Genomic DNA, 25421 nt, shown 5'->3' with positions numbered 1-25421 from the left:
GCTGCGAAGAGGCCAGTGACAACAGCGCAGATCTACTGTGTTGTCACCGGCCTCTTCGCAGCACAAGGCTGCTCCTACAAGGGTGCGTATTACCCGGAAGGCCGGGTTACCGAAGGTCGGTACTCAGGCTAGGCGTGCCAAAGCCTTCCAACGTTGCGTTGGAGGCATTCAGGTACTGCGCCCAGAAGTCGTTCAGCGCATCCATGGTCTTGCCAGAGCGGTAGGCATGCTTCACCGCGTCGGTGACCAGCCCAGCGCCAGACACATACACCCGGGCGCCTTGCAGGTCGGCGTACAGCCCCTTGCTCTGCGCAAGCTTCAGCTCGTTGCCAACGTTCAGCTGCTTGATCTGGTTGGCCGCGTAGAAGCTGGTGTAGTCGGAATGCTCGAGCATGTCCGAAATCAGGTACACCACCCGCTCCTGGATACCCTGCTCTTTGCCCATGTCTTCACCGACACGGCGCAGGGTGTTCATGATTTCGCTCTTGGGGATGTCCTGACGCGCCTCGCGCAGGCCCTTCACGAACAGCCCGCCGAAACCGGTCTGAAACGCCTTTTTCTGGGTCGCCAGGCACTGGTCCAGGCCACGCAGCTTGCGCATGTTCACATCGTCGCGAACCTCGCCCTGCAACGGCGTGTCCAGCTCGCCGGCATACACCAGGCGCTGATACTCACCCGGCAGGAACGCCGAGAAGGTATAGAGCCTGACGCGATCGCCCGGCTGCACGAACCGGTCGATCTGGCCCCAGGCGCTGCGCTGCAGGTCTTCTGGCATCGGGATGGTCTGATCGATGATCACCACCAGCTCGCGGCCGGAACCTGCAGGCTTGATGTCTGCCAGGCCGTTGCGCGTGTAGCAGCTCTGCAGATCGTTGCGTTCGGCGGCCAGCGCTGCACACGGCAGCGCCAGCGCCAGGATCAGGGCCTTGGCAAGCCTCATGACAGCATGCCCTCCTTCTTCGCCGGGAACAGGCCAAGCGCCTTGAGTGCTTGCTGTTGCTCGCGGATGTCGCGCAGTTGCGCCTCGCTGACATTCAGCGCACGGCTGGCGGCGGCCAGGCTTTCTTCCGGCAGGCCAGTCACATCGTGGAACTCGGAGGCCTTGATTGCGACGGTGCCGACCGGCTCGGCCACTGCAGCAGCAGGGGCAACCGGGGCTACGGCAGGCGCAGGCTCGACCGGCGTCGCGGCGACAGCGACGGCTACAGCCGCGGGTGCTGGTGCCACGGTTTCAACCGGTCGCGCTGGCTTCTCTGGCTGCTCCGATACCTTGTCAGCCTTGTGTTCGACGAAGCTCAAGAAATTGCGGCGGGCGGTGTTTTCCCCATCCAGTGCAGTCAGCACATTGGCATCGGTGTGATCACGGCTGGACAACAAGGTCTGCAAGCGGCGCAGCTTGTCATCGGCATGGCTGGCGATGGCCGAACGCTTCTGGTCCATCGCATCGAGCATTTCTTCGGAGGTGGCGTACTTGTGCGTACGCTGCCAGGCGGTGTGCGAGTGCGTACCGGCGAAGAAGTAGCGGCTGGCCAGCCACAGGCTGATGCCCTGGATCGCCACGTAGATCAGCGACAGCATCACGTAGGTCGTCAGGCTGGCCTTGCGGATCGCCTGCATCTTGTCGTCGATGGTGGCGTTATCCGCTTCATCGTTGATGGCCTGGGATTCTGCTGGCAGGTCGAACGGCGAGCCCGCGGTGCTGCTTTGCGTGGACGCTTCGGCACGCATGCCGTTGACCATCTCGGTCTCGATGCTGTCCAGGGTGGCCGAACGGATGAGGAAGGCACCAATGGCCATGGCCACCACGAACGCACCGCAGGTGATCAACCAGAAGAACTTGCGCGTGACGTTGGCGTTCACGTCCTTCACACGGGCCAGCAACTGATCGTAGTCAGGCTTGTCCGAGTCGCTGAAGGAGTCTTCCAGGTTGATGGCTTTGTTGGCTTTCAGCGAGCGCGAACGCTTGGAAGGCTCTTCACCCTGCCACCAATGGCGGGCGCGGGCGACCAGGCTGTTGTGGTGCACCGCATGCCCGGCAGCCTCGGCCAGAAACGCCGACGCAACGGCCAGCAGAATCGCCACGAATGCCGTCAGCCAGTGACGGTCATTGGTCGACGCGTCCATGTTGACCCAGCCGGCGACCACATAGGCAAACCCCATGGCCTCGATCACCACCAGCAACAGGACAACCGCCAACACCCACCACGGCCGCGCAGAACGGCCGGCCTCACCGGCTTTGGACAGGTAGTCCAGGTAGGCGCTGTAGGCGTTTGCGTCCTTGGCGTAGAGCTTGAACTTCTTGTTGTACACGTTCGACAGGGTGACTTCGTGGTTGATCCAGCCTTCAGCGTCGACCGAAGCCGGCTTGCGCGACAGGCGCGCGACCGTACCGATCAAGGGGAAGCTGTGCCAGACACGGGTCAGGAAGTAGGAAACCTCTTCCCAATAGTTACGCACGATCACCGCAGTGATCAGCAACGAAAGCAGGCCGGCAGAGAGCAACTGATTGGCGAGAATCAGTGATTTAAGTGCAGCGAGCGAAAAGTCTTCCATTCAGGACGTCCTTGACTGGGGTTATTTGGTAGCCGGGATCGGCTTGTAGGAAGCGACGAACGCGTCACTGCCGGCGGCATAGAACAAGGCACCTTGGCTGACCTCGGCGTTGCCTTTGCTGAATACGATGTCCATGCACGAAATCGATGCCTGGGCATCACTGGCGAAGACCCGGTAGAGCACTTCGCTTTCGCCTTCATAGGTGTTGGCCACGGCCTTCATGGTGCGTGGTTTGTGCTGCGTGGGCTGTTTGTAGTCTTCGACCAACTGCAGGATCGGCTGGCGGTCGACCATGGCGTTCTCACGCAAGATCGATACCGGCGACACGGTCACCAGGTGCCCGTTGACCAGGTTGGCCCAGACCCGGTTGTTGTAACCCGGCAGGTAGTCCTTGGTGGCGCGGCGCTGCAAAGGTTGGTCGTTGACCATGCTCAGCACTTCGCCGGCATTGCGTGGGCGGTCGGCCTCGCAGCTGGACATCGGCATCTGCGCGGCGTATGCGCTGCTGATCAGCGTGAAGCCACTCTGTTTCGGCTTGATGCTCTGCGCCATGGTCCAGCTGTAGTTAGCCACGGGGGTACCGGCGAAATCGACCTGCGGACGCACAGCTGCAACAGCCTTCGCGGTGCTGGTGCTGGTGGTACTGGTGGTTGCGCTGGCGGTACTGCTGGCCGTGGCAGGCGTACGCTGTGCCGTGGTCGGCTTGCTCGCGGCAGGCTTGCTGCTCGCGTGTGCGGTAGTGGTCGCCTGCCGAGGTTTGGCAGCGGTCGAGGTGCCGTAGTGCAGGTAGCGGGTGTTACCTGCTTCTGCCTGGGCGCGCATTACCAGGGCCTGTTCGTTGGCCAGCTCGACGATTTCCACACGGCGGTTCTGGCCACGCAGCAACGGGTCGCTGTTATCGGCAATCGGGCGCGATGCCCCGGCGCCTTGGTAATAGATGGCACTGGCCGGAATGCCGGCCTGCAGCATGACCTTGCCCACGGTCTTGGCGCGGCGCTCGGACAGCTTCTGGTTGAAATCGGCATTGCCCACGGCATCGCTGTGGCCAACGATCAACAAGCGACGTGCCTGCGCCTCCTTGGCGGCGGCCTGCTTGTCGGTGGCGGCCGGCTTGGCATACATCTGCGCCAACTTGGCCACGGCGCGCTGGCCGTTGGGGGTCAGTTGGTCGGAGCCGGTGGCGAACATACCGGTGTCTTCGATCTGGGTCACCAGGCCCGCCTGTTCAGGGACGGCGGTCACCACCGCAGCCGAGGCAACGGTCAATTTCTCGGTGGTGATCTTCAGGTTCTCTTCCTTGGCGATGCGGTCAAGCTCCTGCAAGCGCGACTGCCAGACATAACCGGCGATGCACCCCAACGTGCCGCCGACTGCAACGCCCGGCAAGATGCCGTCCTTGCCTTTAAGGGCATAACCGGCAGCGCCCCCGGCGACAACCCCGACACCACAGAGCACGGGCATGCCGTAGTCCCTGCCAATGTCTTTAACGCTCTTGGAAATATTGTCGATCTGTTGGCTGCTGCAACCGGCAGCGGTGATGAAGGCGCAACTGAGCGCTGTGAGGCGAAACATGCTTTGCATTGCGGCTCCTTGCCGAAACAGGTCTGGATGATGGCAACTTGATATGCATTGTCACAGATTACCGGGGATTTTGCCCCACCCAGGTAAGCATCTCCAGCGCCGGATACACGGCTTGCCGGGGTGCTTGGTACACAATCGATTCAACCATGACGTTTTTCAATCGCCTCCATGCCGTTTCCTGCATTGCCGTGCAGAGCGCTGTGCCGGATGCTTTATTTACATTGAGACAGCGCTTTTTCCACCCGCAGAGGCCCGTATGAAAAACGTCGAACAAATCCTCAAGACCAAGTCGAAGCACCAGACCGTTTACACCATCGGCCCGGACGACTCGGTACTGGACGCCCTTAAACTGCTGGCGGAGAAAAATATCGGTGCGCTGCCCGTGGTGGAGAACAACCAGGTGATCGGCATCGTCAGTGAGCGGGATTATGCCCGCAAGCTGGTGCTCAAAGGCCGTTCGTCAGCGGCAACGCCGGTACGCGAGATCATGAGCGCCCCGGTGATTACCGTGGAACCCAAGCACAATCTGGAATATTGCATGAACCAGATGACCAACCTGCACCTGCGTCACCTGCCGGTGGTCAGTAATGGCGAACTGCTGGGCCTGTTGTCGATTGGCGACCTGGTGAAGGAAACCATCGCCGAACAGGCCAACCTGATCCTGCAGCTGGAGCAGTACATCCGCGGCGAGTAAACCGCCTCAGTGGTAGGCGCGCTCCAGTTCGTCCAGTTGGTGGTCGAAGCTGCGCAGGCGCGCCGACCAGGTGTACACCAGCACTTCAAGGTCGCGGTTGAGCACGGCAGTGGTGCCATTGCCCGTGCTCGTCGGCTCGCCCAGGTCGAGCTGGTAGCGTTCGCGGGCCATGGCCGCCGCCACACTGGAGAGGTCCCGTGCGTTGGCCAGCCAGTGGTGGTGGTGATCGTGGATCTCGCGGTCGAGCGCCCGGCACTGGCGCTTTAAGGCGTCCAGGCTTTGCTCCAGCGGGGTGCCCTTGAGCTCACCCATGACTTCTTCGAAGGTGCGCCCTGAGTGCCAGTAGCTGCCCCAGAAATAGCGGTCGAATACCGTTTCGACCCGGCGCAGGGCAACCTTGGTGTTCCAGATGGTCAGCAACGTTCGCCCCTGGATCACCTCACGCTTGTTCAGGCGCAACTGTTGCCAGGCGATCCAGGTCAGCGCCACCAGCGCAACCGCCACGGTGACCGCGGCGGCGGCGTAGAGAAACTGCACCGCCTGGTTCATCTGTTGCGTCTGCCTGATGCCATAGAAGTAGCTGGCCGTCAGCGTGCCCAGGATCGTCACGGAGCACCAGAACCCTGGTGCGTAGGGATCTTTCATCGCGCTATCCCCTTATTGTTTTCCTGAGCATAGCAACGGCCAATCACTCGTCAGGTGCCGCTCGGCGCTTTATTTTCGGGGGCGGCGCAACGCCTCGTTGAGTTGGTCGAAAGGGACTGCCCAATCAGCATCTTCGTTGATGCTGTCCTTGAGGAAGTTGCGCTGGGCATCGGTCCAGAACGGGGCATCGACCAGCTTGATCTCGTTTTGCAGCGGCGAGTGGCTGGTGATGAATTGATCGATACTCAAAGCATCGTCAGGCAAGCCCAGCTGTTTGAACAGCTCGGCGAATGGATGGATCGGTGCTTCCATGATTCCTCCTAAAAGCCGGTCAGGCCGTCCACGACGCCCGCCCGGCGTTGGCTTGAGAACATCAGCACAGCTCACGCACTTCGGCGTGCGGTACCAGCTTCATGAACTGCTCCATGCTCATGTGGATCAGGTGATCGTGGTCACCCGCCTCCAGGTAGACATCACCTTGCCGGGTAAGGGTCGGGTCGAGCAGCATTTTTATATCGTAGGCATCGCCAAGTGCCGGCACTGCGCCGCGTTCGCAATCGCCGAACAGCGTCGGCAGGCCGCTTTCGCGGGTCAGTTGCCAGGCGCCCGACATGCGCACCTTGCTCATGTCCAGATGCCGGTTGGCTGGTAGCACGGCCAGGATGTAGTTGCCATGCCGGTCATCGAGCACCACCGACTTGGCGACCCGCTCGGCGGGTACACCGGCCGTGCGTGCCGACTCCAGGCTGGTGGCCGAATGTGGATGGGGAATGATGTCGTAGTCGCAGTTGGCCTTGTCCAGGCGAGCCTGCAGGGTCTTTGCCATACGCATGATGCACCTCCGGTATTGCGCCCCCAATCTTCAATTTTAGGCCTTGGCCCGGCAGGCATGACTAAACTTGTGTAATAGAGACGAACGAGGTGACGACAGGTGGCCGCTCGCTGGTGGCGCTGGCTGTTGCTGTTGATGCTGCTTGGGCTGGCACCGGGCAGCCAGGCAGCGCCCGGTGCCGTCTGGGTGTTGAGCATCGACGATGCCATCGGCCCGGCCAGTGCCGACTACCTGGTGCGCAGCCTGGACCAGGCCCATGCACAAGGCGCGCAACTGGTGGTCATCCGCATGGATACCCCTGGTGGCCTGGACAGCGCCATGCGCCAGATGATCAAAGCCATCCTCGCCAGCCCCGTGCCGGTTGCCAGCTTCGTCGCGCCCAGCGGTGCACGGGCCGCTAGCGCTGGCACTTACATCCTTTATGCCAGCCATGTCGCAGCCATGGCCCCCGGGACCAACCTGGGCGCGGCCACCCCGGTGCAGATCGGCGGGCCCCCGGGCATGCCCAAGGACGACAAGGCCAAGCCCAGTGGTGATGAACAAACCCTCGCCCGCAAGCAGGTCAATGACGCTGCTGCCTACATACGCGGCCTGGCGCAGCTGCGCGGGCGCAATGCCGATTGGGCGGAGCAGGCCGTGCGCGAAGCCGTCAGTTTGTCGGCCAGCGAGGCGTTGCGGCTGAAGGTGGTCGACCTCGTGGCGACTGACCTGCCCGACCTGCTGCGCCAACTCGACGGCAAAACACTGGACGCTGCCGGCCAGCCGCAGCAGATGCACACCCGCGCAGCCAGCCTGGTCGAACATCTGCCGGACTGGCGCACACGCCTGCTGGCGGTCATCACCAACCCCAGCGTGGCGCTGATCCTGATCATGGTCGGCGTGTACGGCCTGCTGTTCGAGTTCATGAGCCCCGGCTCCACCGTAGGCGGCGTGATCGGCGGTATCTGCCTATTACTGGCGCTGTATGCCCTGCAATTGCTGCCGGTGAGCTACGCCGGGGTGGCGCTGATCCTGCTCGGGCTGGCGTTCATGATTGCCGAGGCGTTCTTGCCCAGCTTTGGCGTGGTCGGCTTTGGCGGCATCGTGGCCTTCGTGGTCGGCGCAGTGATTTTGATGGACACCGACGTGCCTGGGTTCGGCATCCCCTTGTCCTTGATCGCCAGCCTGGCAGTGCTGTCGGCGCTGCTCATCGGTGGCGTGCTGGGCATGGCCCTGAAAGCGCGCAAGCGCGCCCTGGTGAGCGGCGATGCCGGCTTGGTCGGGAGCCTGGTCACGGTCACTCAGGTGCTGGCAGACAACCCGTTCTGCGGTTCGGTGCAGGCGCAGGGCGAACAGTGGCAGGTTCAGTGCGCGACGCCACTGCAGCCTGGCCAACACGTGCGAGTCACGGCGCGCCGTGGCGTGATGCTGGAGGTCAGCGCTGCTGCACCTGCGGCCCAAGGAGAATGACAATGTTCATGCAATTGGGTTTCGGCGCCCTGCTGATGCTGCTGGGCGTGTTGTTGCTGTCGGCGTTCCGGATCTTGCGCGAGTACGAGCGCGGCGTGGTGTTCCAGCTGGGACGGTTCTGGCAGGTGAAAGGGCCGGGGTTGATCCTGCTGATCCCGGTCATCCAGCAGATGGTTCGGGTCGATCTGCGTACGATCGTGCTGGATGTACCGCCGCAGGACGTGATCACCCGCGACAACGTCTCGGTCAAGGTCAATGCCGTGCTGTACTTTCGCGTGCTCGACCCACAAAAAGCGATCATTCAGGTCGAAGACTTTCTCGTCGCTACCAGCCAGCTGGCCCAGACCACCTTACGCGCCGTGCTTGGCAAGCATGAGCTGGACGAGCTGTTGGCCGAGCGCGAGCAACTGAATGCCGATATCCGCCAGGTGCTGGACGCGCAAACCGATGCCTGGGGCATCAAAGTGGCCAATGTCGAGATCAAGCACGTCGACCTCAACGAATCGATGGTGCGTGCCATCGCGCGCCAGGCCGAGGCCGAACGTGAGCGACGGGCCAAGGTGATCCATGCCGAAGGGGAGTTGCAGGCGTCCGAAAAACTGATGCAGGCGGCGCAGATGCTCAGCAAGGAGCCAGGGGCGATGCAGTTGCGCTATATGCAGACGCTGGGGGCGATTGCCGGGGACAAGAGCTCGACCATCGTCTTTCCACTGCCGCTGGATTTGCTCAAGGGCTTTGTGGAAAAGCCGAAATAACCGGGGGCGCTTGTGCGCCCCCGATGGCCTGTCAGACAGGCGCGCGACGCAGGGTCGCGAGGAAGGTTGCCGCGCCGATGAACAACCCGGCAAAGGTGCGGTTCAGCCGCTTCTGCTGTTTGGGTGTACGCAGCAGGCGCAGCACCCGCGAAGCCAGGCCGGTGTAGCCCGCCATCACCAGCATGTCGACGGTGATCATGGTGACGGTAATGGCCACGTACTGCGGCAGCAGGGCCTCATGTGGGTTGATGAACTGCGGCAGCACCGCCAGCATGAAAACCAGTGCCTTAGGGTTGCTGACGTTGACCAGAAAACCACGGAACACCAGGCTCAGCGGTTTGCCGATCGGGCGCACGGCAGACTCTTCGCTCATGTCCATCGGCAGCGCGCGCCATTGCTTGTAGGCCAGGTAGACCAGGTAGGCAACGCCAAACCACTTGATCACCGTAAAGGCGGTGGCGGAAGCGGCGAGGATGGCGCCGACGCCGGCGGCGATGATGGCGATCTGTACGATCAGGCCAATCTGCAGGCCTAGTGCGTTCCAGTAACCGCGCCAGAAACCGTACTGCAGGCCGCTGGACATCGAGGCAATCGCCCCGGCCCCCGGTGAAAGGCTGATCACCCAACACGCGGCAAAGAAGCCCAACCACACTTCCATCGACATCACACACCTCGCTCGAACATATGTTGCAAAACGTTAAGCTAAGATGTTGGCGAAAAAATAACCAGCGAATTTTGCAGATTTGTTTAGGGTTTGGGTTGTTGGGTGCTGTTGCGATTGAGCGCCGCATGGGCGGCGCTCGATCTCACAAGCGTTAAAAGGCTCCCGCCCTACGCCCCAAAGACCTCAGCCTCAGGACAGCGCCTCAAGCTCGGCCTGCATGCTTTCCAACGTTTCCAGCGCTTCCATCCAGGCTTCTTCAAGCTCGCCTTCGCGCTGCTTGAACTTGCTCTGGCGGGCCAGTACATCGCGCAGTTCATCCTTGCGCGCGGCCTCGTACAGGCCACTGTCGCCCAACGCTGTTTCGATCTCAGCCAGTTGCGCATGCACCTGGTTAAGCTCGGCTTCCAGCTTGTCGGCCGCCTTCTTGTGCGGTGCCAGTTGCTGACGCAAGGCCGCTGCAGCTTGGCGCTGAGCTTTCTTGTCGGTCTTGTCCGGGTTGGCCGGGGTGTTGCTGACCGGCGCGTTGCGCTGACGGTACTCGACCAGCCAGCGGCTGTAGTCTTCCAGGTCGCCATCGAACGTATCGACCTTGCCGTCAGCCACCAGCAGGAAATCGTCGGTGGTGCTTTTGAGCAGGTGACGGTCGTGGGAAACCACCACCACGGCACCGGCGAACTCCTGCAAGGCCATGGTCAGCGCCAGGCGCATTTCCAGGTCCAGGTGGTTGGTCGGTTCGTCGAGCAGCAACAGGTTCGGCCGTTCCCAGGCGATCAGCGCCAGGGCAAGGCGGGCCTTTTCACCACCGGAGAAATTCACCACCGGCTCGTCGACACGGTCACCGTGGAAATCGAAGCCGCCGAGGAAGTCGCGCAGCGTCTGCTCACGCTCGGTCGGGGCAATCCGCTGCAGGTGCAACAGCGGGCTGGCCTTGTCGTCGAGGGAGTCGAGCTGGTGCTGGGCGAAGTAGCCCACCGCCAGGTTCTCGCCACGTACCAGGCGCCCGGACAGCGGCTCCAGCTCGCCGGCAAGGTTCTTGATCAGGGTCGACTTGCCCGCGCCGTTGGGGCCGAGCAGGCCGATACGCGCACCCGGCACCAGCTGCAGCTTGACCTTCTCAAGGATGGCCTTGTCGCCATAACCCAGGCGGCCTTCGGACATGTCCAGCAGTGGGCTGGAGATTTTCTGCGACTCGCGGAAGACGAAGTCGAACGGCGAATCGACATGCGCCGCCGACAACTCTTCCATGCGCTCCAGGGCCTTGATCCGGCTCTGGGCCTGGCGGGCCTTGGTGGCCTGTGCCTTGAAGCGGGCGATGTACTTTTCCATGTGCGCACGCTGGGCCTGCTGCTTCTCGTAGGCTTGCTGCTGTTGCGCCAGGCGCTCGGCACGGGTGCGCTCGAACGCGGTGTAGCCGCCCTTGTACAGGTTCAGCTTGCGCTGCTCGACGTGCACCACGTGGTCGACCACGGCATCGAGGAAATCGCGGTCGTGGGAAATCAGCAACAGGGTGCCGGGGTAGCCCTTGAGCCAGTCTTCCAGCCAAAGGATGGCATCCAGGTCCAGGTGGTTGGTGGGCTCGTCGAGCAGCAGCAGGTCGGACGGGCACATCAGTGCCTGTGCCAGGTTCAGGCGCATCCGCCAGCCACCGGAGAAGTCACCGACGCGGCGGTCCATCTGTTCGTTGGTGAAGCCAAGGCCGGCCAGCAATTTGCGTGCTCGGGCATCGGCGGTATAGCCATCGGCACTTTCCAGCTCGCTGTGCAGGCGCGCCAGGGCCGTGCCGTCGTGCGCCGTTTCGGCGATGGCAAGCTCGGCCTGCACCTTGCGCAGGCGCACGTCGCCATCGAGCACATAGTCCACCGCGAGGCGATCGAGGGTGTCGACCTCCTGGCGCATGTGGGCGATGCGCCAGTCGCCGGGCAGCTGGCAATCGCCGGAATCGGGCGAAAGCTCACCGCGCAGCAAGGCGAACAGGCTGGATTTTCCGGCGCCGTTGGCACCGATCAAACCGGCCTTGTGGCCGGCGTGCAAGGTCATCTCGGCGCCTTCTAGCAAGCGCTGCGGACCACGCTGTAAAGTGAGGTTGGATAGTCTGATCATGATGGTCGCGGAGTCTACCAGCTTCCTCGGCCCGTAGCGTGAGTGGAATCATGTACACCGACCTGTGGAATCACGCCCTGGCCTTGTATGCCAGGGCCGGCGTGGAAGAGGCCTGCCTTGACGTGCAAGCGTTGGGCGGTGACGTTTGCCTGTTGCTCTGCGGCACGTGGCTGCAAGCACGCGGCGTGGCCGCGACAGGTGAGCGCGCACAAGCCCTGCGCGACATTGCCGAGCCTTGGCAGCGTGAGGTGGTGGCGCCATTGCGTAACCTGCGCCAGCAATGGCGCACGGCAGCGCACAACGATGCGCAGTTGGCAGCGTTGCGTGAGCAAGTAAAGGGGTTGGAATTGCAGGCCGAGAAGGCCGTGCTGGAACGCCTGCAGGCGTGCTCGCGACAGTGGCCCGCGGACTCGCACGAGCCCACGGACGACTGGCTGGCCCGGCTAGCGCCGGACCAGGCCCAAGATCACCGCGCGCTGCATCAATTGCGCGTCGCGGCGGCAGCGCTTCAGGATGCCGAAGACGGCGCCTGAGCCGGGGTGCTGGCGGGTGCCGACGGTGCTGCGGCCGGGCTGGCCGAGTTGGTCGCGGCGGCAGGCGCGCTGGTGGCAGCCGTGGCGGGCTTGGTTTCGGCTGGCTTGCTCGCGGCTGGTTTGGCAGCAGCCGGTTTTGCAGCAGCTTTCACCGCCGGTTTTGCAGCCGGTTTGGCGGCAGCACGCGCGGGTGCTTTAGCGGCAGCCGCGGGCTTGGCAGCAGGCTTGGCCGCAGGTTTTGCAGCTGCAGGTTTGGCCGGGGCTTTGGCCGCTGCAGGTTTGGCTGCCGGTTTAGCAGCGGCGGCCTTGGCTGGCGCCTTGGCAGCAGCTGGCTTGGCTGCGGGTTTTGCAGCTGCAGCCTTGGCCGGTGCTTTGGCAGCGACGGCTTTAGCGGCTGGCTTGGCCGCAGGTTTGGCGGCGGCGGTTTTGGCGGGTGCCTTGGCGGCAGCGGCTTTTGCTGGCGCTTTGGCCGGCGCTTTGGTGGCAGCGGCTTTGGCGGCTGGCTTGGCGGCTGCAGCTCTGGCCGGCGCCTTGGCTGCAGGTGCTTTGGCGGCAGGTTTGGCGGCCGTGGCGCGTGCTGCCGGCTTGCTGGCAGCCTTGGCCGGTGCTTTGGCAGCAGCTGGTTTTGCAGCCTTGGCAGCGACGGCGCGCTGGTCCAGTGCCTTGCTCGCGGCTTCACGCACCTTGCCCACACCCTGGGCCAGCTTCAGGCTGTCCTGGGCATCACGCTTGAGCTGTTGGATGTAGGTACGGGTCTGGGTCTGGCGGTCCTTGAGCGAGTCGAGCAACCCTTCAAGTTCACCGATCGCTTTTTGTGCCTTGGTCTGCGCCTTGGCTTTACCTGCCTTGGCCGCGTCCTGCAGTTTCAGGCGACCGTTGTGCAGTTTCTCTTGTGCCTTGCCACGTTGCTTTTCCAACTTGGCCAGCAGTTTTTCCGCATCAGCCAGCGCTTGCGAGCAGGCATCTTCCAAATGTTCGAGCAGGCTGCCCGAAAGTTGCTGGAGCAGGTGCAACGGCGTACTTACTGGCTTCTTTTTGGCCGACATGGTTTACCTCCTGGCTGACGAGATTGCGGCTCATACTATGCTTCTGCTGCTACCGCCGCTAGGGCATGTTGACAGTAATATTTACGCCGCGTTGCATGCCTGGGCAAAGTTGTTATCTTGCAGCTCCGTGAAAGTGTAGTTGCTGAATTAAGCGTTGCTCATATTTGGCAGATACAGGCCAACCCCGATGTTGGCTGCCACGGCCCGCTCATTGCGCAGGAACTGTCCATGCCGCGTTTTCTTGTTTTAGGTTTGTGCCTGGTGGCGCCTTTTGCCCTGGCCAATGCAGACGACCACGACCTGGCCTACAGCCTGGGTGCCAGCCTGGGCGAGCGGCTGCGCGAAGAGATGCCGGGGCTGCAACTGGACGCCCTGGTCGAAGGCCTGCGCCAGTCCTATCAAGGGCAACCACTCAAGCTCGACAAGGCACGCATGCAGGCTGTGTTGCAGCAGCATGAAGCGCAAGCCGACAACGCCGCCGAGCAGGCTCAGGCAGAAAAACTCAAGGCGGTGGAAACACGCTTCATGGCCAACGAGCGGGCACGTGCCGGTGTGCATGAACTGCCCGAAGGCGTGCTTTACAGCGAACTGCAAAGCGGCGCCGGCGCGCAGCCGAAAGCGGGTGGCAAGGTACAGGTACGCTACGTGGGCAGGTTGCCGGATGGCTCGGTGTTCGACCAAAACCAGCAGCCGCAGTGGTTCAGCCTGGATTCGGTGATCGAAGGGTGGCGGGTGGCGTTGCCTCGGATGCATGCAGGCGCGAAATGGCGCCTGGTGATTCCGTCGGCGCAAGCCTACGGTGCCGAGGGCGCGGGTGACCTGATCGCGCCCTATACCCCCTTGGTATTCGAGATCGAACTGCTGGCGGTTGGCGACTGACGCCACGCCTCAGGCTTCGACCGTGCCCTCTTCCTTGTGCGCGTTATGCAGCACCTCGATCAGGCAATCCTCCAGCTCGAAGCGCTCGTGCAGCAGGCCGCCCAGCTTGGCCAGTTTTTCGGCGAAGCGCTCGGGGTCTGTGCACTCGCCCTTCTCGCAATGGTCATTGAATGCCAGCGCGATCTGGGTGCTGTCATCGATGCGCGGGTTGATCTGCGTGGCCAGTTCAAGGCCGCGAGTGTCGCCGAAGGCCTTGGCTTCACTGACCAGCTGTTCGCTGACTTCGAAATGCCAAGCCGAGACATAGTCGACCAGCACCGCGCAAAAATCGCGGTTCTTGTCCTTGTCGGCGAAGGCTGGCTTGGCGTCGCGCAACGCGCGGAAAGCCTGCACCAGTTCATGGCGCTCCTCCAGCCAACGGTCGATCAGCTTGTGAACCCCACCCCAGCGTTCCTGGGCGTTCTGACAACTATCGAGCATGGCGATCTCTTCCCTTCTGGGTAGATGCCGCTGCACCTAGCACCACGACCGCGCAGCACAAAGGTGACATCAGCAGGACGGCATCGAGCAGTTGTATTTTCGGTATGCGTGCTGGGAGATTATTCCCGCGCGTGCTGACCATCAAGGTACGCAGCAGACAAAGTTCATACAAGTGTTTAATACCCCGTTACAACACCATTGGTCGCGATAGCGTCCCAGGCTTGCGCCAGGTCAATCGCCCGCCAGGGTGCGGAAACGATACGCCAGCAGGCGGCTCAAGGGCAGCGCGCCCAGTAGCAGGAATGCCAGCAGGCTCCATTCAGGCAGTGTCAGGTCAACAAAGCTCCAGGTCAGTGCGTTGCAATCCGGGCCACCCAGCAGCAATTGCCGCGCAGCTTCACGCCAGGATTGCTCGAACACATCCCAGATCGGAGCCGGGCACACGTGAACTGCCCCACCCGCCCCTTGCAGCCAGACATGCCGTGCCGCCAGCAACGCCCCCGCCGCCGAGCAGGCCAACAGTGCTTGCGCGTAACGACGAATACCCGACCTGCCCGGTGCCTGCAGCACTGCGCACAGGCAAAGCAGCCCATACAGGCCCAGTAACAAACGTTGGCTGAAGCACAACGGGCACGGCACCAGCCCCAGGGCACTTTCCAGGTGAAATGACCCGGCCAGCACAGCCAACGCGGCAAGGCAGGCAGGAAAGAAAAAAGTGCGTAAACGGGCCGGCAGCATGGGCGATGGAGGTCCCGGGGAATGAAGTGGCTTGAAACGGTAGAGGAAGTAACCGCTGTGTTTCAAGGCGCTACAGGGACGACAAGTCGCTGAATAGCAAAGGAAGTTTCCCGCCTGGTAGTAGGAAACGTCTTAAGAAATGGACTGCAGAACTAACTTATATCGCCGGACAAGTTACCCGCCCCCTTAGCCCGCACGCTGGCGCGAACTAAGGGGTAACCCAGGTAAAACGCTTAGGCGTAACTCAGGCGCGCACTGCTTCTGGCAACGGCAGCGCCAGCAAGCGCTCATCCAGCAAGCCGAGGCCTTCCTGGAACAGCTGGTTGCTGCGCTCGGTCTCGCCAAGGCCGGCGAGCAAGCGGGCCAGTTCGGCACAGGTTTCCGGGTTGCGCTCCATCTGCAAGCTGCTTTCCAGATAGTCCCGCGCCTTGCCCCACAGGCGGTTCTGCAAGCTCAGGCGGCCGAGGGTCAGCAGCAGGCTTGGGTCCTGTGGATGCGCCTTCAGCCAGCTTTCGGCTGTCTGCAACTGGCGCGCCGGGTCATCACCGCGCACCAGGCCATACAAGCGAGCCAGGTGGCTTTCGTACTCACGCTTGAGGGCCGTGCGCAGCACTTGCTCGGCTTCGCCCTGGGCGCCGACCTGGCGCAGCTGCTCGGCGTAGGCCAGCACCAGCTGCGGCTCCTGGCGCTGGGCGGCAGTCAGTTGCTGCCAGGCACGTTCCAGGGCCTGACGCGCACTTTGCGCATCCTCGCCGCGGGTTGTCGCCAGGCTCAGGTTCTGGCCCCACGCACGCTTTTCAAGCTCGGCAAGCTCAGCCGCTGGCAGCACCTTGCCCTTGCGCAGGTCAGGCAGCAGGCGAATCAGCGCAGACCAATCGCCACGTTCCAGGTACAAGCGCTGCAGCAGGCGCAGCACCTGGGTGTTATGCGGGTGCCGCGCCTGCATCGCCAACAGGGTTTCCAGCGCACCATCCGTGTCGCCACGGTCCATCTGCAACTGGGCATGGGTCAGGGCAATGGCCAGTTCCGCCTGCGGCTGACGCTCCAGGGCGCGCTCCAGCAGGTTGTCGCTGTCTTCCTTGCGGCCTTGCTCGTTGGCGGCGCGGGCGGCGCCGAGGTAGTACAGCAAGGGCTGGCGCTCAGCTTCGGCGGCGCGGTGCAGATGGCGCTGGGCACTGGCCCAGCGGCCCTCGGCGAGGTCCAACTGGCCTTGCTCGATGGAAAGACGGATGCGCCGGCTGCGGTTACGACGCGACCACGGGTTGACCACGCCGCTGGAGGTCAGCACCAGGCCAACCAGGTAGCGCAGCAACCCGAGCAGGGCAATCACGGCAACAAGCCCCGCCAGCGCCGCCCAAAGCCCCGACTGGTAGCGGAAGCTGCCATAGGCGATCAAGACGTAGCCACTGTGCTTGGCCACCGCAATGCCCAGCGCGGCGGCGATCACGATCGCCAGTACGGCCAGCAGGTAGACCCGCTTCATGGCTTGCCCCCTTCACCCTCGGCCGGCAGGTGGCGGCGCTGGATGTAGGCTTGCACCGAGGCCAGGCTCTCGCTCAGGTCAGGGGTGACCACAGACACCGGTTGCTCGGCCAAGGCGTTGAGGCTGTCGAGCATGGCCTTGCTTTGTGGGTTGTCGGCATTGAAGTTGGCCAGCAGTACGCTGCGCGCATCATCCAGTGCCTGGGTGTAGACCTTGGCCTCGCCATTGAGCGCGGCCCACTGGGCTTGCTCGATGGTCAGGCTCAAGGCCAGACGCAGCTGGTTCAGCGACTGCCCGGCCAGCAGCGGCCGCACGTTGTCATCGGCGTTGAAGTCGATCTGGAAATACTTCGAGATTTCCGCCCACCACTGCGACCAGCGACTGGCGCCATCGCCGTCGGAGGTCAGCGCACCGAGCGCATCGGCATTGCTCTCGAACTCAGGCGACTGGGCGCTGAGTTGTTGCACCAGCTCGCGCTGTGCAGCCAGTTTGAGGAACAGGCCCGTGCGGTCTGGCTGCTGCGTGCTGTTGAGGGTTGCCAGGCTGCGCGCCAACTGCTCGCGAGCGGCGAAGGCACCGGGGTCGCTCTGCTCGCGAAGGATTTCGTCGGCGCCTTCGACCAGGGCCTTGGCGCTGGTGATGTCCTGCAGCGCCGAGAGGCGCAGGGTAGCCAGGCGCAGCAAGTGTTCGGCCTCTGCCAGGCGCCATTCCTTGCGGCTCTCGCCCAGCACGGTTTCCAGACGCTGGCTGAGGCGTTGCTGATCGCCTTGCAGCTGCGAAACCAGGCGACGGCGGTCTTCCAGCTCGCTGGCAGCCGGCAGGCTGGCCAGCTGCGCGCTGATCTGCTGTTCACGCTGCTGCAGCGCTTCGGCGCGCTGGTTCAGGGCTTCAAGGTGCTGCCCTTGGTTGAATTCGCTGCCTTGCAGTTGCCGCACCTGCCAGACACCCCAGCCACCTATTGCGACCCCGGCCGCACCCAGCAGCAGCGCCAGCGCTGCCAGACCGGTGCCGGAGCGCTTGGCGGGTGTGGCGGTGACGGGATCCGCCGGCGTCTGGGCCGACGGCTGATCGTTATTGGACAAGACAGTTTCGCTCACGTATCCATCCTTTGCATGGGGGCGCTAGGCGTTCAGCTTAGCGCCTTAAGAGGCAGGTGCAGCGCTGCGCTGCACAGCTGCCAGCAAGGCCGTGGCACTGGCGCCACGGCAATCCACAACCTGTTGGGCCCCGGCGGCCCTGGCCTGCTCGGCAACCCGCGGGCTCGGCACGAACAGCGGCAGACGCGCCACCTGCGGCCAATCGGCGCCGGCCATCTGCTGCAAATGTTCAAAACCCTGCCCACTGCTGACCACCAGGCCATTGAGGCGTTCCGCTTCGATGCGACGCATCAGCGTGCCCGCCGGGTACTCCGGCAGGCAGCGACGATACAGTTCCAGATAATCGACACTAGCACCTTGCTCTGCAAGACGCTCTGCCAGCAGTTCGCGACCTCCCACGCCACGGACGATAAGGACGCGTGGTGTAGGAAGCGCGATAGCGTCGCGCAGGACCGGCAGTGCGAGCAAGGCCTCGCTGTCGTCACCTTGCGTAGGGAAAGTCACCTGAAGACCGGCGGACTGCAGCACTGCAGCCGTTGCTTCACCGACGGTAAACCAGCCGGTTGCCGGAGGCTGCAGGCCGGCGTGCGCGAGTTGCTCAAGCAGCAACTTGGCGGCCGGTTTGCTGACCACGATCATGGCCTGGTAGTGCCCCAGCCCGGCAAGCCGCTGACGCGCCACGTCGCCCAATCGCACAGGCTCGATCGCCAACAAAGGCAGGCAGTTGCTGGCCACGCCGGCGGCTGCCAGGCTCTGCGCCAGTGCCGCGCAGTCCTCTTCAGGCCGGGTCAGCAACAGGCGCCAAGGGCTCACGGGTGCCCGGCCTCGCCATAGACTTCCTTGAGGATGGCCTCGGCGCCTTGGCTGAGCAGGTCTTCGGCAACCTGCACGCCCAAGGCTTCAGCCGACGCGCGCGGCGCGCGGGCATCGGCCACCAGCAAGGTGCCACCGCTCGGCTGGCCAACCAGGCCGCGCAACCACAATTGGTCGCCTTCAAGCACTGCGTAGCAGGCAATCGGCACCTGGCAGCCGCCATTAAGGCGCTTGTTCAGGGCCCGTTCGGCCACCACCCGGTCGGCGGTGTCGAGATGGTGCAGCGGGGCCAGCAGTGCATGGATTTCGCTGTCGGCACTGCGGCATTCGATACCCACCGCACCTTGGCCGCCCGCCGGCAGGCTGTCATCGACGCTGATGCTGGCGGTGATGCGGTCTTCGAAACCGAGGCGGATCAAACCGGCGGCGGCGAGGATGATCGCGTCATACTCGCCAGCGTCGAGCTTGGCCAGGCGGGTATTGACGTTGCCACGCAGGAAGCGGATTTCGAGGTCTGGCCGACGCGCCAGCAACTGGGCCTGGCGGCGCAGGCTGGAGGTGCCGACGATGCTGCCGGCGGGCAAGGCTTCGAGGCTTGCAAAACGGTTGGAAACGAAGGCGTCGCGCGGGTCTTCCCGCTCGCAGATGCAGTACAGGCCCAGGCCTTCAGGGAAGTCCATGGGCACGTCTTTCATCGAGTGCACGGCGATGTCGGCTTCGTTGTCCAGCAGGGCGGTTTCCAGTTCCTTGACGAACAGGCCCTTGCCGCCGATTTTCGCCAGCGGCGCATCCAACAGCTTGTCACCGCGGCTGACCATGGGCACCAGGGTCACGATCAGCCCAGGGTGCGCCTGCTCGAGGCGGGCTTTGACGTATTCGGCCTGCCACAGGGCCAAGGCACTTTTACGGGTGGCAATGCGGATTTCGCGAGTGGACATGGAACGCCCCGATGCAGAGAAATGCTGCCGATGATAACAGCTCCGGCGGCATCACCAGCAGATGCGGGTCAATGGCTATGTACGTCCCATGCGCGGCCGTGGGCAGCGGCCGCGCAAAGACGTGGTCAGAGCGTCTGCATCATCTTGCGCACGCCAGCCACATGGCGCCGGCTGACGGTCAGGGCATCGCCGTCCAGGCCTTTGAGAAACAGCTGAAAATGCCCAAGCGGGGTGCGCTGCAGGCGTTCGATACGCTCGCGGGCCACCAGCGCGTTGCGGTGGATACGCACGAAGCGTTCGCCAAATTCGTCTTCCAGGGCCTTGAGGGGCTCATCGAGCAACACCTCACCGCCCTCGTGGCGCAAGGTCACGTATTTGTGGTCAGCGATGAAATAGATAACCTGGGGCAAGGGAATCAGCTCGATACCCTTTCGCGTTCGCGCACTGATATGGCTGCGCGGGCCGCCGCCTTCATTGGCCGGCCGGGTGAGCGCCGCCAACTGGGCGCGGTTGGGCTTCTCGGCCTTGCGCAGCGCATCGCGCAACGCCTGAGGCTGGAAGGGTTTGGTCACATGGCTGAGGGTGCTGTCCTTGAAAGCCTCTGTGCCGTATTCATCGTCGCCGGTGCAAAACACCACCGAGGGCGGCGCTTCGCGCTCGCACAGGCGAGCAGCGACCTGAAGGCCATCCAGGCCAGGCATGCCGATGTCCAGCAAGACCACATCGGGCTTTAGGCTTTCGATCAGCGCCAGGGCCTCCTCGCCGTTGGTGGCGCTTGGCTCCAGCACGGTATAACCCTCTAGTTCGCCGAGTAGCCTACTGAGGCGTTCACGGCCTTGGGGTTCGTCATCAACGATCAGGACATTCATAATTGCGCTGGATTCCTGAATGAGTCTCGCACAGGTGTAGCGTAGACAAGTGTGGTTCGAGCGACACTGCGTGTCACGCTCTAGACCGGTGCAATGGCCAAAGATTCACTCGGCCGGCAGATTCACTGCCAGTCCTCTGTCCAACTGTAGACGGTCCGTGGAACACTGCCGTTCAATCCTGCAAATCCTTGCTTGCTCGTTTGCCTGCCCATTTGCCGTCATTTCTCTCGACCGGCGTCCTGCGGCAGCCAGCCCAACCCTGCTATTATCGGCGCCACTTTTTCGTTCACGCCTGCAATGAGTGAATCCATGAGCACCGACAAGACCAATCAGTCCTGGGGCGGCCGCTTCAGTGAGCCCGTCGACGCCTTCGTCGCCCGTTTCACCGCTTCGGTCGATTTCGACAAGCGCCTGTACCGCCACGACATCATGGGTTCGATCGCCCACGCCACCATGTTGGCGCAGGTCGGCGTGCTCAGCGATGCCGAGCGCGACACCATCATCGATGGCCTGAAGACCATCCAGGGCGAGATCGAGGCCGGCAACTTCGACTGGCGCGTCGACCTTGAAGACGTGCACATGAACATCGAGGCACGCCTGACCGATCGCATCGGCATCACCGGTAAAAAGCTGCACACCGGCCGCAGCCGCAACGACCAGGTCGCCACCGACATCCGCCTGTGGCTGCGCGACGAGATCGACCTGATCCTGGCCGAAATCACCCGCCTGCAACAGGGCCTGCTGGAGCAGGCAGAGCGTGAAGCCGAGACCATCATGCCCGGCTTCACCCACCTGCAAACCGCCCAGCCGGTCACTTTCGGCCACCACTTGCTGGCCTGGTTCGAAATGCTCAGCCGCGACTACGAGCGCCTGGTCGACTGCCGCAAGCGCACCAACCGCATGCCCCTGGGCAGCGCCGCGCTGGCCGGCACCACCTACCCGATCGACCGCGAGCTCACCTGCAAGCTGCTGGGCTTCGAGGACGTATCGGGCAACTCGCTGGACGGCGTCTCGGACCGTGACTTCGCCATCGAGTTCTGCGCTGCCGCGAGCCTGGCGATGATGCACCTGTCGCGCTTCTCCGAAGAGCTGGTGCTGTGGACCAGCGCCCAGTTCCAGTTCATCGACCTGCCTGATCGCTTCTGCACCGGCAGCTCGATCATGCCGCAGAAAAAGAACCCAGACGTGCCGGAGCTGGTACGTGGCAAGAGCGGCCGCGTGTTCGGCGCCCTGATGGGCCTGCTGACCCTGATGAAAGGCCAACCGCTGGCCTACAACAAGGACAACCAGGAAGACAAGGAACCGCTGTTCGACGCCGCCGATACCCTGCGCGACTCGCTGCGTGCCTTTGCCGACATGATCCCGGCCATCAAGCCCAAGCACGCGATCATGCGTGAAGCGGCCCTGCGCGGGTTCTCCACCGCCACTGACCTGGCTGACTACCTGGTACGCCGTGGCCTGCCGTTCCGTGATTGCCACGAAATCGTCGGCCACGCGGTGAAGTATGGCGTGGACACTGGCAAGGACCTGGCCGAGATGAGCCTGGACGAACTGCGCCAGTTCAGCGACCAGATCGAGCAGGATGTGTTCGCTGTGCTGACCCTGGAAGGGTCGGTCAATGCCCGTGACCACATTGGTGGTACCGCACCGGCGCAGGTGCGTGCGGCCGTGGTGCGTGGCCAAGCCTTGCTGGCTTCGCGCTAACTGCTTGTTGTAGGAGCAGCCTTGTGCTGCGAAGAGGCCGGTGCAAACACCCTGGATCTAAGGTGTTTGCACCGGCCTCTTCGCAGCACAAGGCTGCTCCTACAGGTTCAGCGCTAGCTACAGTTAGCGCTTGCCGCTACGAATCATCTCCATGAAGGCCGGCATCGCCGCCTCCTTGTCTGCCAGGATCCGCGCCATGTGCGGGTGCTCGCGCATTTTCTCCAGCAATGCCTTGGCCTCGGGGAAGTCCGCGAGGAAGTCGAGGTTCAGCACCTTCTTGCCCACCGCGTAGGCCAAGTCAACCGAGAAGCAGAACATCAGGTCGGCAATGGTCAGCTGCTCACCCGCCACATAGGGTGCGAAGCGCCCATTGCGCTTGAGCGTGGCAAAGCCCGCCAGCAGGTCGGCACGGGCGCGTTCCTTGATCAACGGCTCCACCGCCATGCCAAAGAAGGACTCGGCATAGCAGGTACGCGCCGGCAGCTCGATGTACAACTCGATTTCCTTCAGCAGCTCACGCACCTTGGCCTGCTCGAACGGCTCGGTTGGCAGTAGTGCCTTGCCGCCTTGGGTCTGCTCGATGTAGTCGAGGATCACACTGGTTTCGCTGATAAAGCCGTGCTCGGTTTCCAATACCGGTACCTTGCCCCGCGGGCTGACTTCCAGTGCCTTGGGCGCCTGGCCGCCGTAGAAGGTGACCTCCTCGAAAGGCAGGCCTTTTTCCAGCAGCGCCAGCTTGACCATGTTGTAGTAATTGCTGACCGAGAATCCGTGAAGCTTGAGCATGGGGTAACAGCCTCCAGGCCGTATGGGGATGGCCCGGCTTTTATAGCCCCTGCGCCAGCGCCTGACCAGCGTCATGCACCCGGTCGATGACCGGACATTGCCAGCACAGGCGTGGCAAACTGTATGCCCCATCACAGGAGTACCGCCATGAGCGAGCCCACCGACATCGACAATGACGACGAAGCCTTCGCCGAAGCAACGCTGACCCAGGCCATCGAGAACCAGATCGAAAGCGGCGAGCCGCCTGCCGCCAAAGCCACCTTCAACAAGCTCACCCTGGTCGGCTACGCGCGCGAGGACATCCTCAACCTGATGGCCCATGTGTTGGCCTTCGAGATCGACAACATGCTGGTGGAAGACCGCGCCTTCAATAGCGAGTGGTATGAAAACGCCCTGCGCGCCCTGCCCGAGCTGCCACCTGAGATGGATCAAGGCGACGACGAATAACCCGACTACACTCGAAGGTCAGGCACCGATGACGGTGCCGCCATCCTCGTCTGGAAGTCAGGAGTCGCCATGTCCTTTACCCCCGATCTGATCGCCGAACTGGAAGTCCTCGCGCTGTTCAAACACGACAGCAGCCAGGAAGGCATCAAGATAAACAGCCACGCCTCCCCTGCCCTGATCGCGGCCGCTCAGCGCCTGTTCGAGAAAGGGCTGACCGATCAACCCGATGGTGGCTACCTGACCAGCCTGGGTCATGACGCCGTCGACAGTGTTCAACTGCTGCAGAACATTCTCAAGGCGCCACAACCGGCCTGATCGAACAGGTATACCAGGAGGGCGGCCTTAGCTGGCCGCCGCCCTGCGCTTCTCGGCCAACCGCGAGCGCCCGTACAGGAACACGATGGCCAGCAATGCCACCGCTTGGGCAGCCAGCGAGTAGGCATCGGCATGAATGCCCAGCCAGTCGAACTCGAAGAACGCCACCGGCCGCGTGCCCAGCACCCCGGCCTCTTGCAGTGCCTTGACGCCGTGCCCGGCAAACACCACCGACAGCGCGCACAACAGCGCCGCGTTGATGCTGAAGAACAGCGACAGCGGCAGCTTGGCCGAGCCGCGCAAAATCACCCACGCCAACCCCACCAGCAGCACCAGCGCCGTCGCGCCCCCTGCCAGCACCGCCTGATGCCCGGCAGGCCCCGCCTGCAGCCACAGGGTTTCGTAGAACAGGATCACCTCGAACAGCTCGCGGTACACCGAGAAGAACGCCAGCATGGCAAAGCCGAAGCGCCCGCCGCCACTGACCAGGCTGCTCTTGATGTAGTCCTGCCAGGCCGCAGCGTGGCGGCGGTCGTGCATCCATACCCCCAGCCACAGCACCATGACCGCAGCAAACAGCGCCGTGCAGCCTTCCAGCAGCTCGCGCTGGGCACCGCCCACGTCGATCACATAAGCCGCCAGGGCCCAGGTGGCAAAGCCGGCAACCAGCGCCAGGCCCCAGCCGATATTGACGCTGCGCACAGCCGACTGCTGGCCGGTGTTGCGCAGGAAAGCGAGGACCGCTGCCAGCACCAGAATCGCTTCAAGGCCTTCGCGCAGCAGAATCAACAGCCCGGAAATGAAGCTCAGCGACCAGCTCAGGCCGTCGCTGCCCAGCAGCTTGGCGGCCTGGCCGAGCTTGGCCTTGGCTTCAGTTAAGCGCTGCTCAGCCTGGGCCACTGGCAAACCGTCCTGCAGTGACTGGCGGTAAGCCATAAGGGATTTTTCAGTGTCTTTGCGCGCTTGGGTATCGATGTTGTCCAGCGAGCTTTCCACCAGCTCGAACCCTTCCAGGTACGCGGCCACAGACAAGTCATACGCCTGGTCGTGATCGCCTTCGCGGTAGGCGGCCAGGCTTTTATCCAGGGTGCTGGCGGTGTACTCGAGCAACTGCGCCGGGCCGCGTTTGACTTGCGGCGGCTGGGCACGTTGGGCACGGAAAGCGTCCAGCGCACTGGCGCCTTCGTTGGCCGCGACTTCAGCCGGGGTTTGGCGGGCAAGGTCGGCCAGGTTCCAGACCTTGTCACCTTTTGCGGCTTCAGGCTGGGCAGTGAAGCTTGCCACATAGGCGGCGACGTCCCAGCGCTGACGCTCATCGAGCTGATCGGCGAACGATGGCATCTCGGTGCCTTCGATGCCCAGGCCAAGGGTGTTGTACAGGTCGAACAGGCTCAACTGGTCAATCCGCTCGACGCTGCGTAGGTTAGCGGGCGGCGGTTCCAGGCCGACACCGGCCGGGCCATCGCCGGCGCCGGTATCGCCATGGCAGATCGAGCAGTTCTGCGCATACAGCGAAGCCCCGCGGGCCGGGTCCGGGGTAATCACCGGGGCCTGGCTAACCTCGTAGGCCACCGCCAGGCGCGCGCCCAACTGGCGGGCCTGACGGGCAACGGCGGCGCCTTCATGACGCTGCTCAATGGCCTGGCGCAGATCCTCTACGCCCTGCTCCAGTGCCGTTTGCTCCGCATGCGCCGGCAAACCTTTGACCAGTTCGGCCAGTAACGCAGTGAATTCCTGTTGCTCGCGGTATTCACCCTCGTCGATCACCTTGCCATCGCGCACGGTCGGCGGGTAGTCGGCACCGATGTAATCGAGCAGGTGCAAGGCCTTGGCGGCCTCGGCGGGGGCTTCGGCCAGCACCACGGTGCTGCACAGCGCCAGCACTGGGCCAAGCAGTAAAGCAGGCAGCCAGGCAAGCAGACGGGAACGGGTTTTCATGGCCAGTCTCGAAGGGAATGCGAAAGAGAACATTGTTCACTTCCACTCTATTTCTCTCAAGGGTAGCGGGCGGATTTCATGA

26 protein-coding genes are annotated in these 25421 nt (G+C 63.2%); 8 read left to right on the top strand and 18 right to left on the bottom strand.

Annotation, left to right across the window (positions count from 1 at the left end; translation table 11 throughout):
- Positions 1–106 precede the first annotated feature (106 nt).
- From ACMCNM_RS01290 to ACMCNM_RS01280, 3 genes are read right to left on the bottom strand one after another with little or no spacing between them, the layout of a single operon-like run.
- Entirely contained in the window at positions 107–940 is an 834-nt protein-coding gene (locus ACMCNM_RS01290; protein ID WP_027595145.1) for a hypothetical protein, read from the bottom strand.
- Positions 937–2553: a hypothetical protein gene (locus ACMCNM_RS01285; protein ID WP_412763818.1), complete on the bottom strand. Its 1617-nt coding sequence runs from the start codon at positions 2551–2553 to the stop codon at positions 937–939. Before ACMCNM_RS01285 ends, ACMCNM_RS01290 begins: the two co-directional genes overlap by 4 nt.
- 21 nt (positions 2554–2574) lie before the next feature.
- Entirely contained in the window at positions 2575–4134 is a 1560-nt protein-coding gene (locus tag ACMCNM_RS01280) for an OmpA family protein (RefSeq protein WP_412763817.1), read from the bottom strand.
- A 256-nt stretch (positions 4135–4390) separates the two neighbouring features.
- On the opposite strand from ACMCNM_RS01280, the gene ACMCNM_RS01275 reads away from it, so the two are divergent.
- Positions 4391–4828, top strand: a complete 438-nt coding sequence (locus tag ACMCNM_RS01275) for a CBS domain-containing protein (protein ID WP_085273889.1) — start codon at positions 4391–4393, stop codon at positions 4826–4828.
- A gap of 6 nt (positions 4829–4834) precedes the next feature.
- On the opposite strand, the gene ACMCNM_RS01270 is transcribed toward ACMCNM_RS01275, so the two are convergent.
- The 3 genes from ACMCNM_RS01270 to ACMCNM_RS01260 all read right to left on the bottom strand — a co-directional run bounded on the left by ACMCNM_RS01270 (position 4835) and on the right by ACMCNM_RS01260 (position 6305).
- Positions 4835–5473, bottom strand: a complete 639-nt coding sequence (locus ACMCNM_RS01270; RefSeq protein ID WP_027595141.1) for a hypothetical protein — start codon at positions 5471–5473, stop codon at positions 4835–4837.
- Between the two features lie 69 nt (positions 5474–5542).
- Positions 5543–5785 carry a DUF2789 domain-containing protein gene (locus ACMCNM_RS01265; protein ID WP_085273890.1) on the bottom strand — a complete coding sequence of 81 codons (243 nt, stop codon included), beginning with the start codon at positions 5783–5785 and terminating at the stop codon, positions 5543–5545.
- Between the two features lie 61 nt (positions 5786–5846).
- Complete coding sequence (locus ACMCNM_RS01260) at positions 5847–6305, bottom strand: aminoacyl-tRNA deacylase (RefSeq protein ID WP_027595139.1); 459 nt, start codon at positions 6303–6305, stop codon at positions 5847–5849.
- Positions 6306–6404: 99 nt separating this feature from the next.
- Here ACMCNM_RS01260 and ACMCNM_RS01255 point away from each other — a divergent pair, with 99 nt between their 5' ends.
- Entirely contained in the window at positions 6405–7754 is a 1350-nt protein-coding gene (locus ACMCNM_RS01255; protein WP_412763816.1) for an NfeD family protein, read from the top strand.
- A gap of 2 nt (positions 7755–7756) precedes the next feature.
- Positions 7757–8509: a slipin family protein gene (locus ACMCNM_RS01250; RefSeq protein ID WP_412763815.1), complete on the top strand. Its 753-nt coding sequence runs from the start codon at positions 7757–7759 to the stop codon at positions 8507–8509.
- A gap of 31 nt (positions 8510–8540) precedes the next feature.
- Here the strand turns inward: ACMCNM_RS01250 and ACMCNM_RS01245 are convergent, their stop codons facing one another.
- Together ACMCNM_RS01245 and ACMCNM_RS01240 are read right to left on the bottom strand one after the other, a co-directional pair.
- Positions 8541–9173 (bottom strand): LysE family transporter, encoded by a 633-nt coding sequence (locus ACMCNM_RS01245; protein WP_186681816.1) that lies wholly within the window; start codon positions 9171–9173, stop codon positions 8541–8543.
- Between the two features lie 189 nt (positions 9174–9362).
- A complete protein-coding gene (locus tag ACMCNM_RS01240) occupies positions 9363–11273 on the bottom strand; it encodes an ATP-binding cassette domain-containing protein (RefSeq protein ID WP_099452601.1) in 1911 nt (636 codons plus the stop codon).
- A 50-nt stretch (positions 11274–11323) separates the two neighbouring features.
- Between ACMCNM_RS01240 and ACMCNM_RS01235 the strand changes: the two genes are divergently transcribed.
- Complete coding sequence (locus ACMCNM_RS01235) at positions 11324–11806, top strand: TIGR02444 family protein (RefSeq protein ID WP_412763814.1); 483 nt, start codon at positions 11324–11326, stop codon at positions 11804–11806.
- Here the strand turns inward: ACMCNM_RS01235 and ACMCNM_RS01230 are convergent.
- Positions 11782–12852 carry an AlgP family protein gene (locus ACMCNM_RS01230; RefSeq protein ID WP_412763813.1) on the bottom strand — a complete coding sequence of 357 codons (1071 nt, stop codon included), beginning with the start codon at positions 12850–12852 and terminating at the stop codon, positions 11782–11784. The genes ACMCNM_RS01235 and ACMCNM_RS01230 overlap by 25 nt on opposite strands.
- A 228-nt stretch (positions 12853–13080) precedes the next feature.
- Between ACMCNM_RS01230 and ACMCNM_RS01225 the strand changes: the two genes are divergently transcribed.
- Entirely contained in the window at positions 13081–13731 is a 651-nt protein-coding gene (locus ACMCNM_RS01225) for an FKBP-type peptidyl-prolyl cis-trans isomerase (RefSeq protein ID WP_085273895.1), read from the top strand.
- A gap of 9 nt (positions 13732–13740) precedes the next feature.
- On the opposite strand, the gene ACMCNM_RS01220 is transcribed toward ACMCNM_RS01225, so the two are convergent.
- From ACMCNM_RS01220 to ACMCNM_RS01190, 7 genes are all read right to left on the bottom strand, one after another.
- A complete protein-coding gene (locus ACMCNM_RS01220; RefSeq protein ID WP_027595131.1) occupies positions 13741–14211 on the bottom strand; it encodes an Rsd/AlgQ family anti-sigma factor in 471 nt (156 codons plus the stop codon).
- Positions 14212–14442: 231 nt separating this feature from the next.
- Complete coding sequence (locus ACMCNM_RS01215) at positions 14443–14949, bottom strand: disulfide bond formation protein B (RefSeq protein ID WP_027595130.1); 507 nt, start codon at positions 14947–14949, stop codon at positions 14443–14445.
- 244 nt (positions 14950–15193) lie between these two features.
- Positions 15194–16432 (bottom strand): heme biosynthesis protein HemY, encoded by a 1239-nt coding sequence (locus ACMCNM_RS01210; protein ID WP_339549350.1) that lies wholly within the window; start codon positions 16430–16432, stop codon positions 15194–15196.
- Positions 16429–17529 carry a uroporphyrinogen-III C-methyltransferase gene (locus ACMCNM_RS01205; protein WP_097151363.1) on the bottom strand — a complete coding sequence of 367 codons (1101 nt, stop codon included), beginning with the start codon at positions 17527–17529 and terminating at the stop codon, positions 16429–16431. Before ACMCNM_RS01205 ends, ACMCNM_RS01210 begins: the two co-directional genes overlap by 4 nt.
- Positions 17530–17574: 45 nt before the next feature.
- Positions 17575–18342: a uroporphyrinogen-III synthase gene (locus ACMCNM_RS01200; protein ID WP_186703108.1), complete on the bottom strand. Its 768-nt coding sequence runs from the start codon at positions 18340–18342 to the stop codon at positions 17575–17577.
- Positions 18339–19280 carry a hydroxymethylbilane synthase gene (gene hemC / locus ACMCNM_RS01195; RefSeq protein WP_027595126.1) on the bottom strand — a complete coding sequence of 314 codons (942 nt, stop codon included), beginning with the start codon at positions 19278–19280 and terminating at the stop codon, positions 18339–18341. Before hemC ends, ACMCNM_RS01200 begins: the two co-directional genes overlap by 4 nt.
- Positions 19281–19405: 125 nt before the next feature.
- The gene (locus ACMCNM_RS01190; RefSeq protein WP_027595125.1) at positions 19406–20149 is read right to left on the bottom strand and encodes a LytR/AlgR family response regulator transcription factor; all 744 of its coding nucleotides are present in this window, start codon (positions 20147–20149) and stop codon (positions 19406–19408) included.
- A 309-nt stretch (positions 20150–20458) separates the two neighbouring features.
- Here ACMCNM_RS01190 and argH point away from each other — a divergent pair, with 309 nt between their 5' ends.
- Positions 20459–21853, top strand: a complete 1395-nt coding sequence (argH, locus tag ACMCNM_RS01185) for an argininosuccinate lyase (protein WP_027595124.1) — start codon at positions 20459–20461, stop codon at positions 21851–21853.
- 123 nt (positions 21854–21976) lie between these two features.
- Here argH and ACMCNM_RS01180 read toward each other — a convergent pair whose 3' ends face one another.
- Positions 21977–22639: a glutathione S-transferase gene (locus tag ACMCNM_RS01180; protein ID WP_186681806.1), complete on the bottom strand. Its 663-nt coding sequence runs from the start codon at positions 22637–22639 to the stop codon at positions 21977–21979.
- 147 nt (positions 22640–22786) lie between these two features.
- Here ACMCNM_RS01180 and ACMCNM_RS01175 point away from each other — a divergent pair, with 147 nt between their 5' ends.
- Positions 22787–23086: a hypothetical protein gene (locus ACMCNM_RS01175; protein ID WP_027595122.1), complete on the top strand. Its 300-nt coding sequence runs from the start codon at positions 22787–22789 to the stop codon at positions 23084–23086.
- Between the two features lie 69 nt (positions 23087–23155).
- Positions 23156–23401, top strand: a complete 246-nt coding sequence (locus ACMCNM_RS01170; RefSeq protein ID WP_027595121.1) for a TIGR02647 family protein — start codon at positions 23156–23158, stop codon at positions 23399–23401.
- Between the two features lie 27 nt (positions 23402–23428).
- On the opposite strand, the gene ACMCNM_RS01165 is transcribed toward ACMCNM_RS01170, so the two are convergent.
- Positions 23429–25372, bottom strand: a complete 1944-nt coding sequence (locus ACMCNM_RS01165) for an FTR1 family protein (RefSeq protein WP_412763812.1) — start codon at positions 25370–25372, stop codon at positions 23429–23431.
- Between the last annotated feature and the right edge of the window lie 49 nt (positions 25373–25421).

This window comes from Pseudomonas sp. NGC7 (assembly GCF_047159675.1).
In the GTDB taxonomy this organism is placed as follows: domain Bacteria; phylum Pseudomonadota; class Gammaproteobacteria; order Pseudomonadales; family Pseudomonadaceae; genus Aquipseudomonas; species Aquipseudomonas kermanshahensis.
Note: the sequence above shows the minus strand (reverse complement) of the source record. Positions and strands in the feature narration are given on the sequence as shown.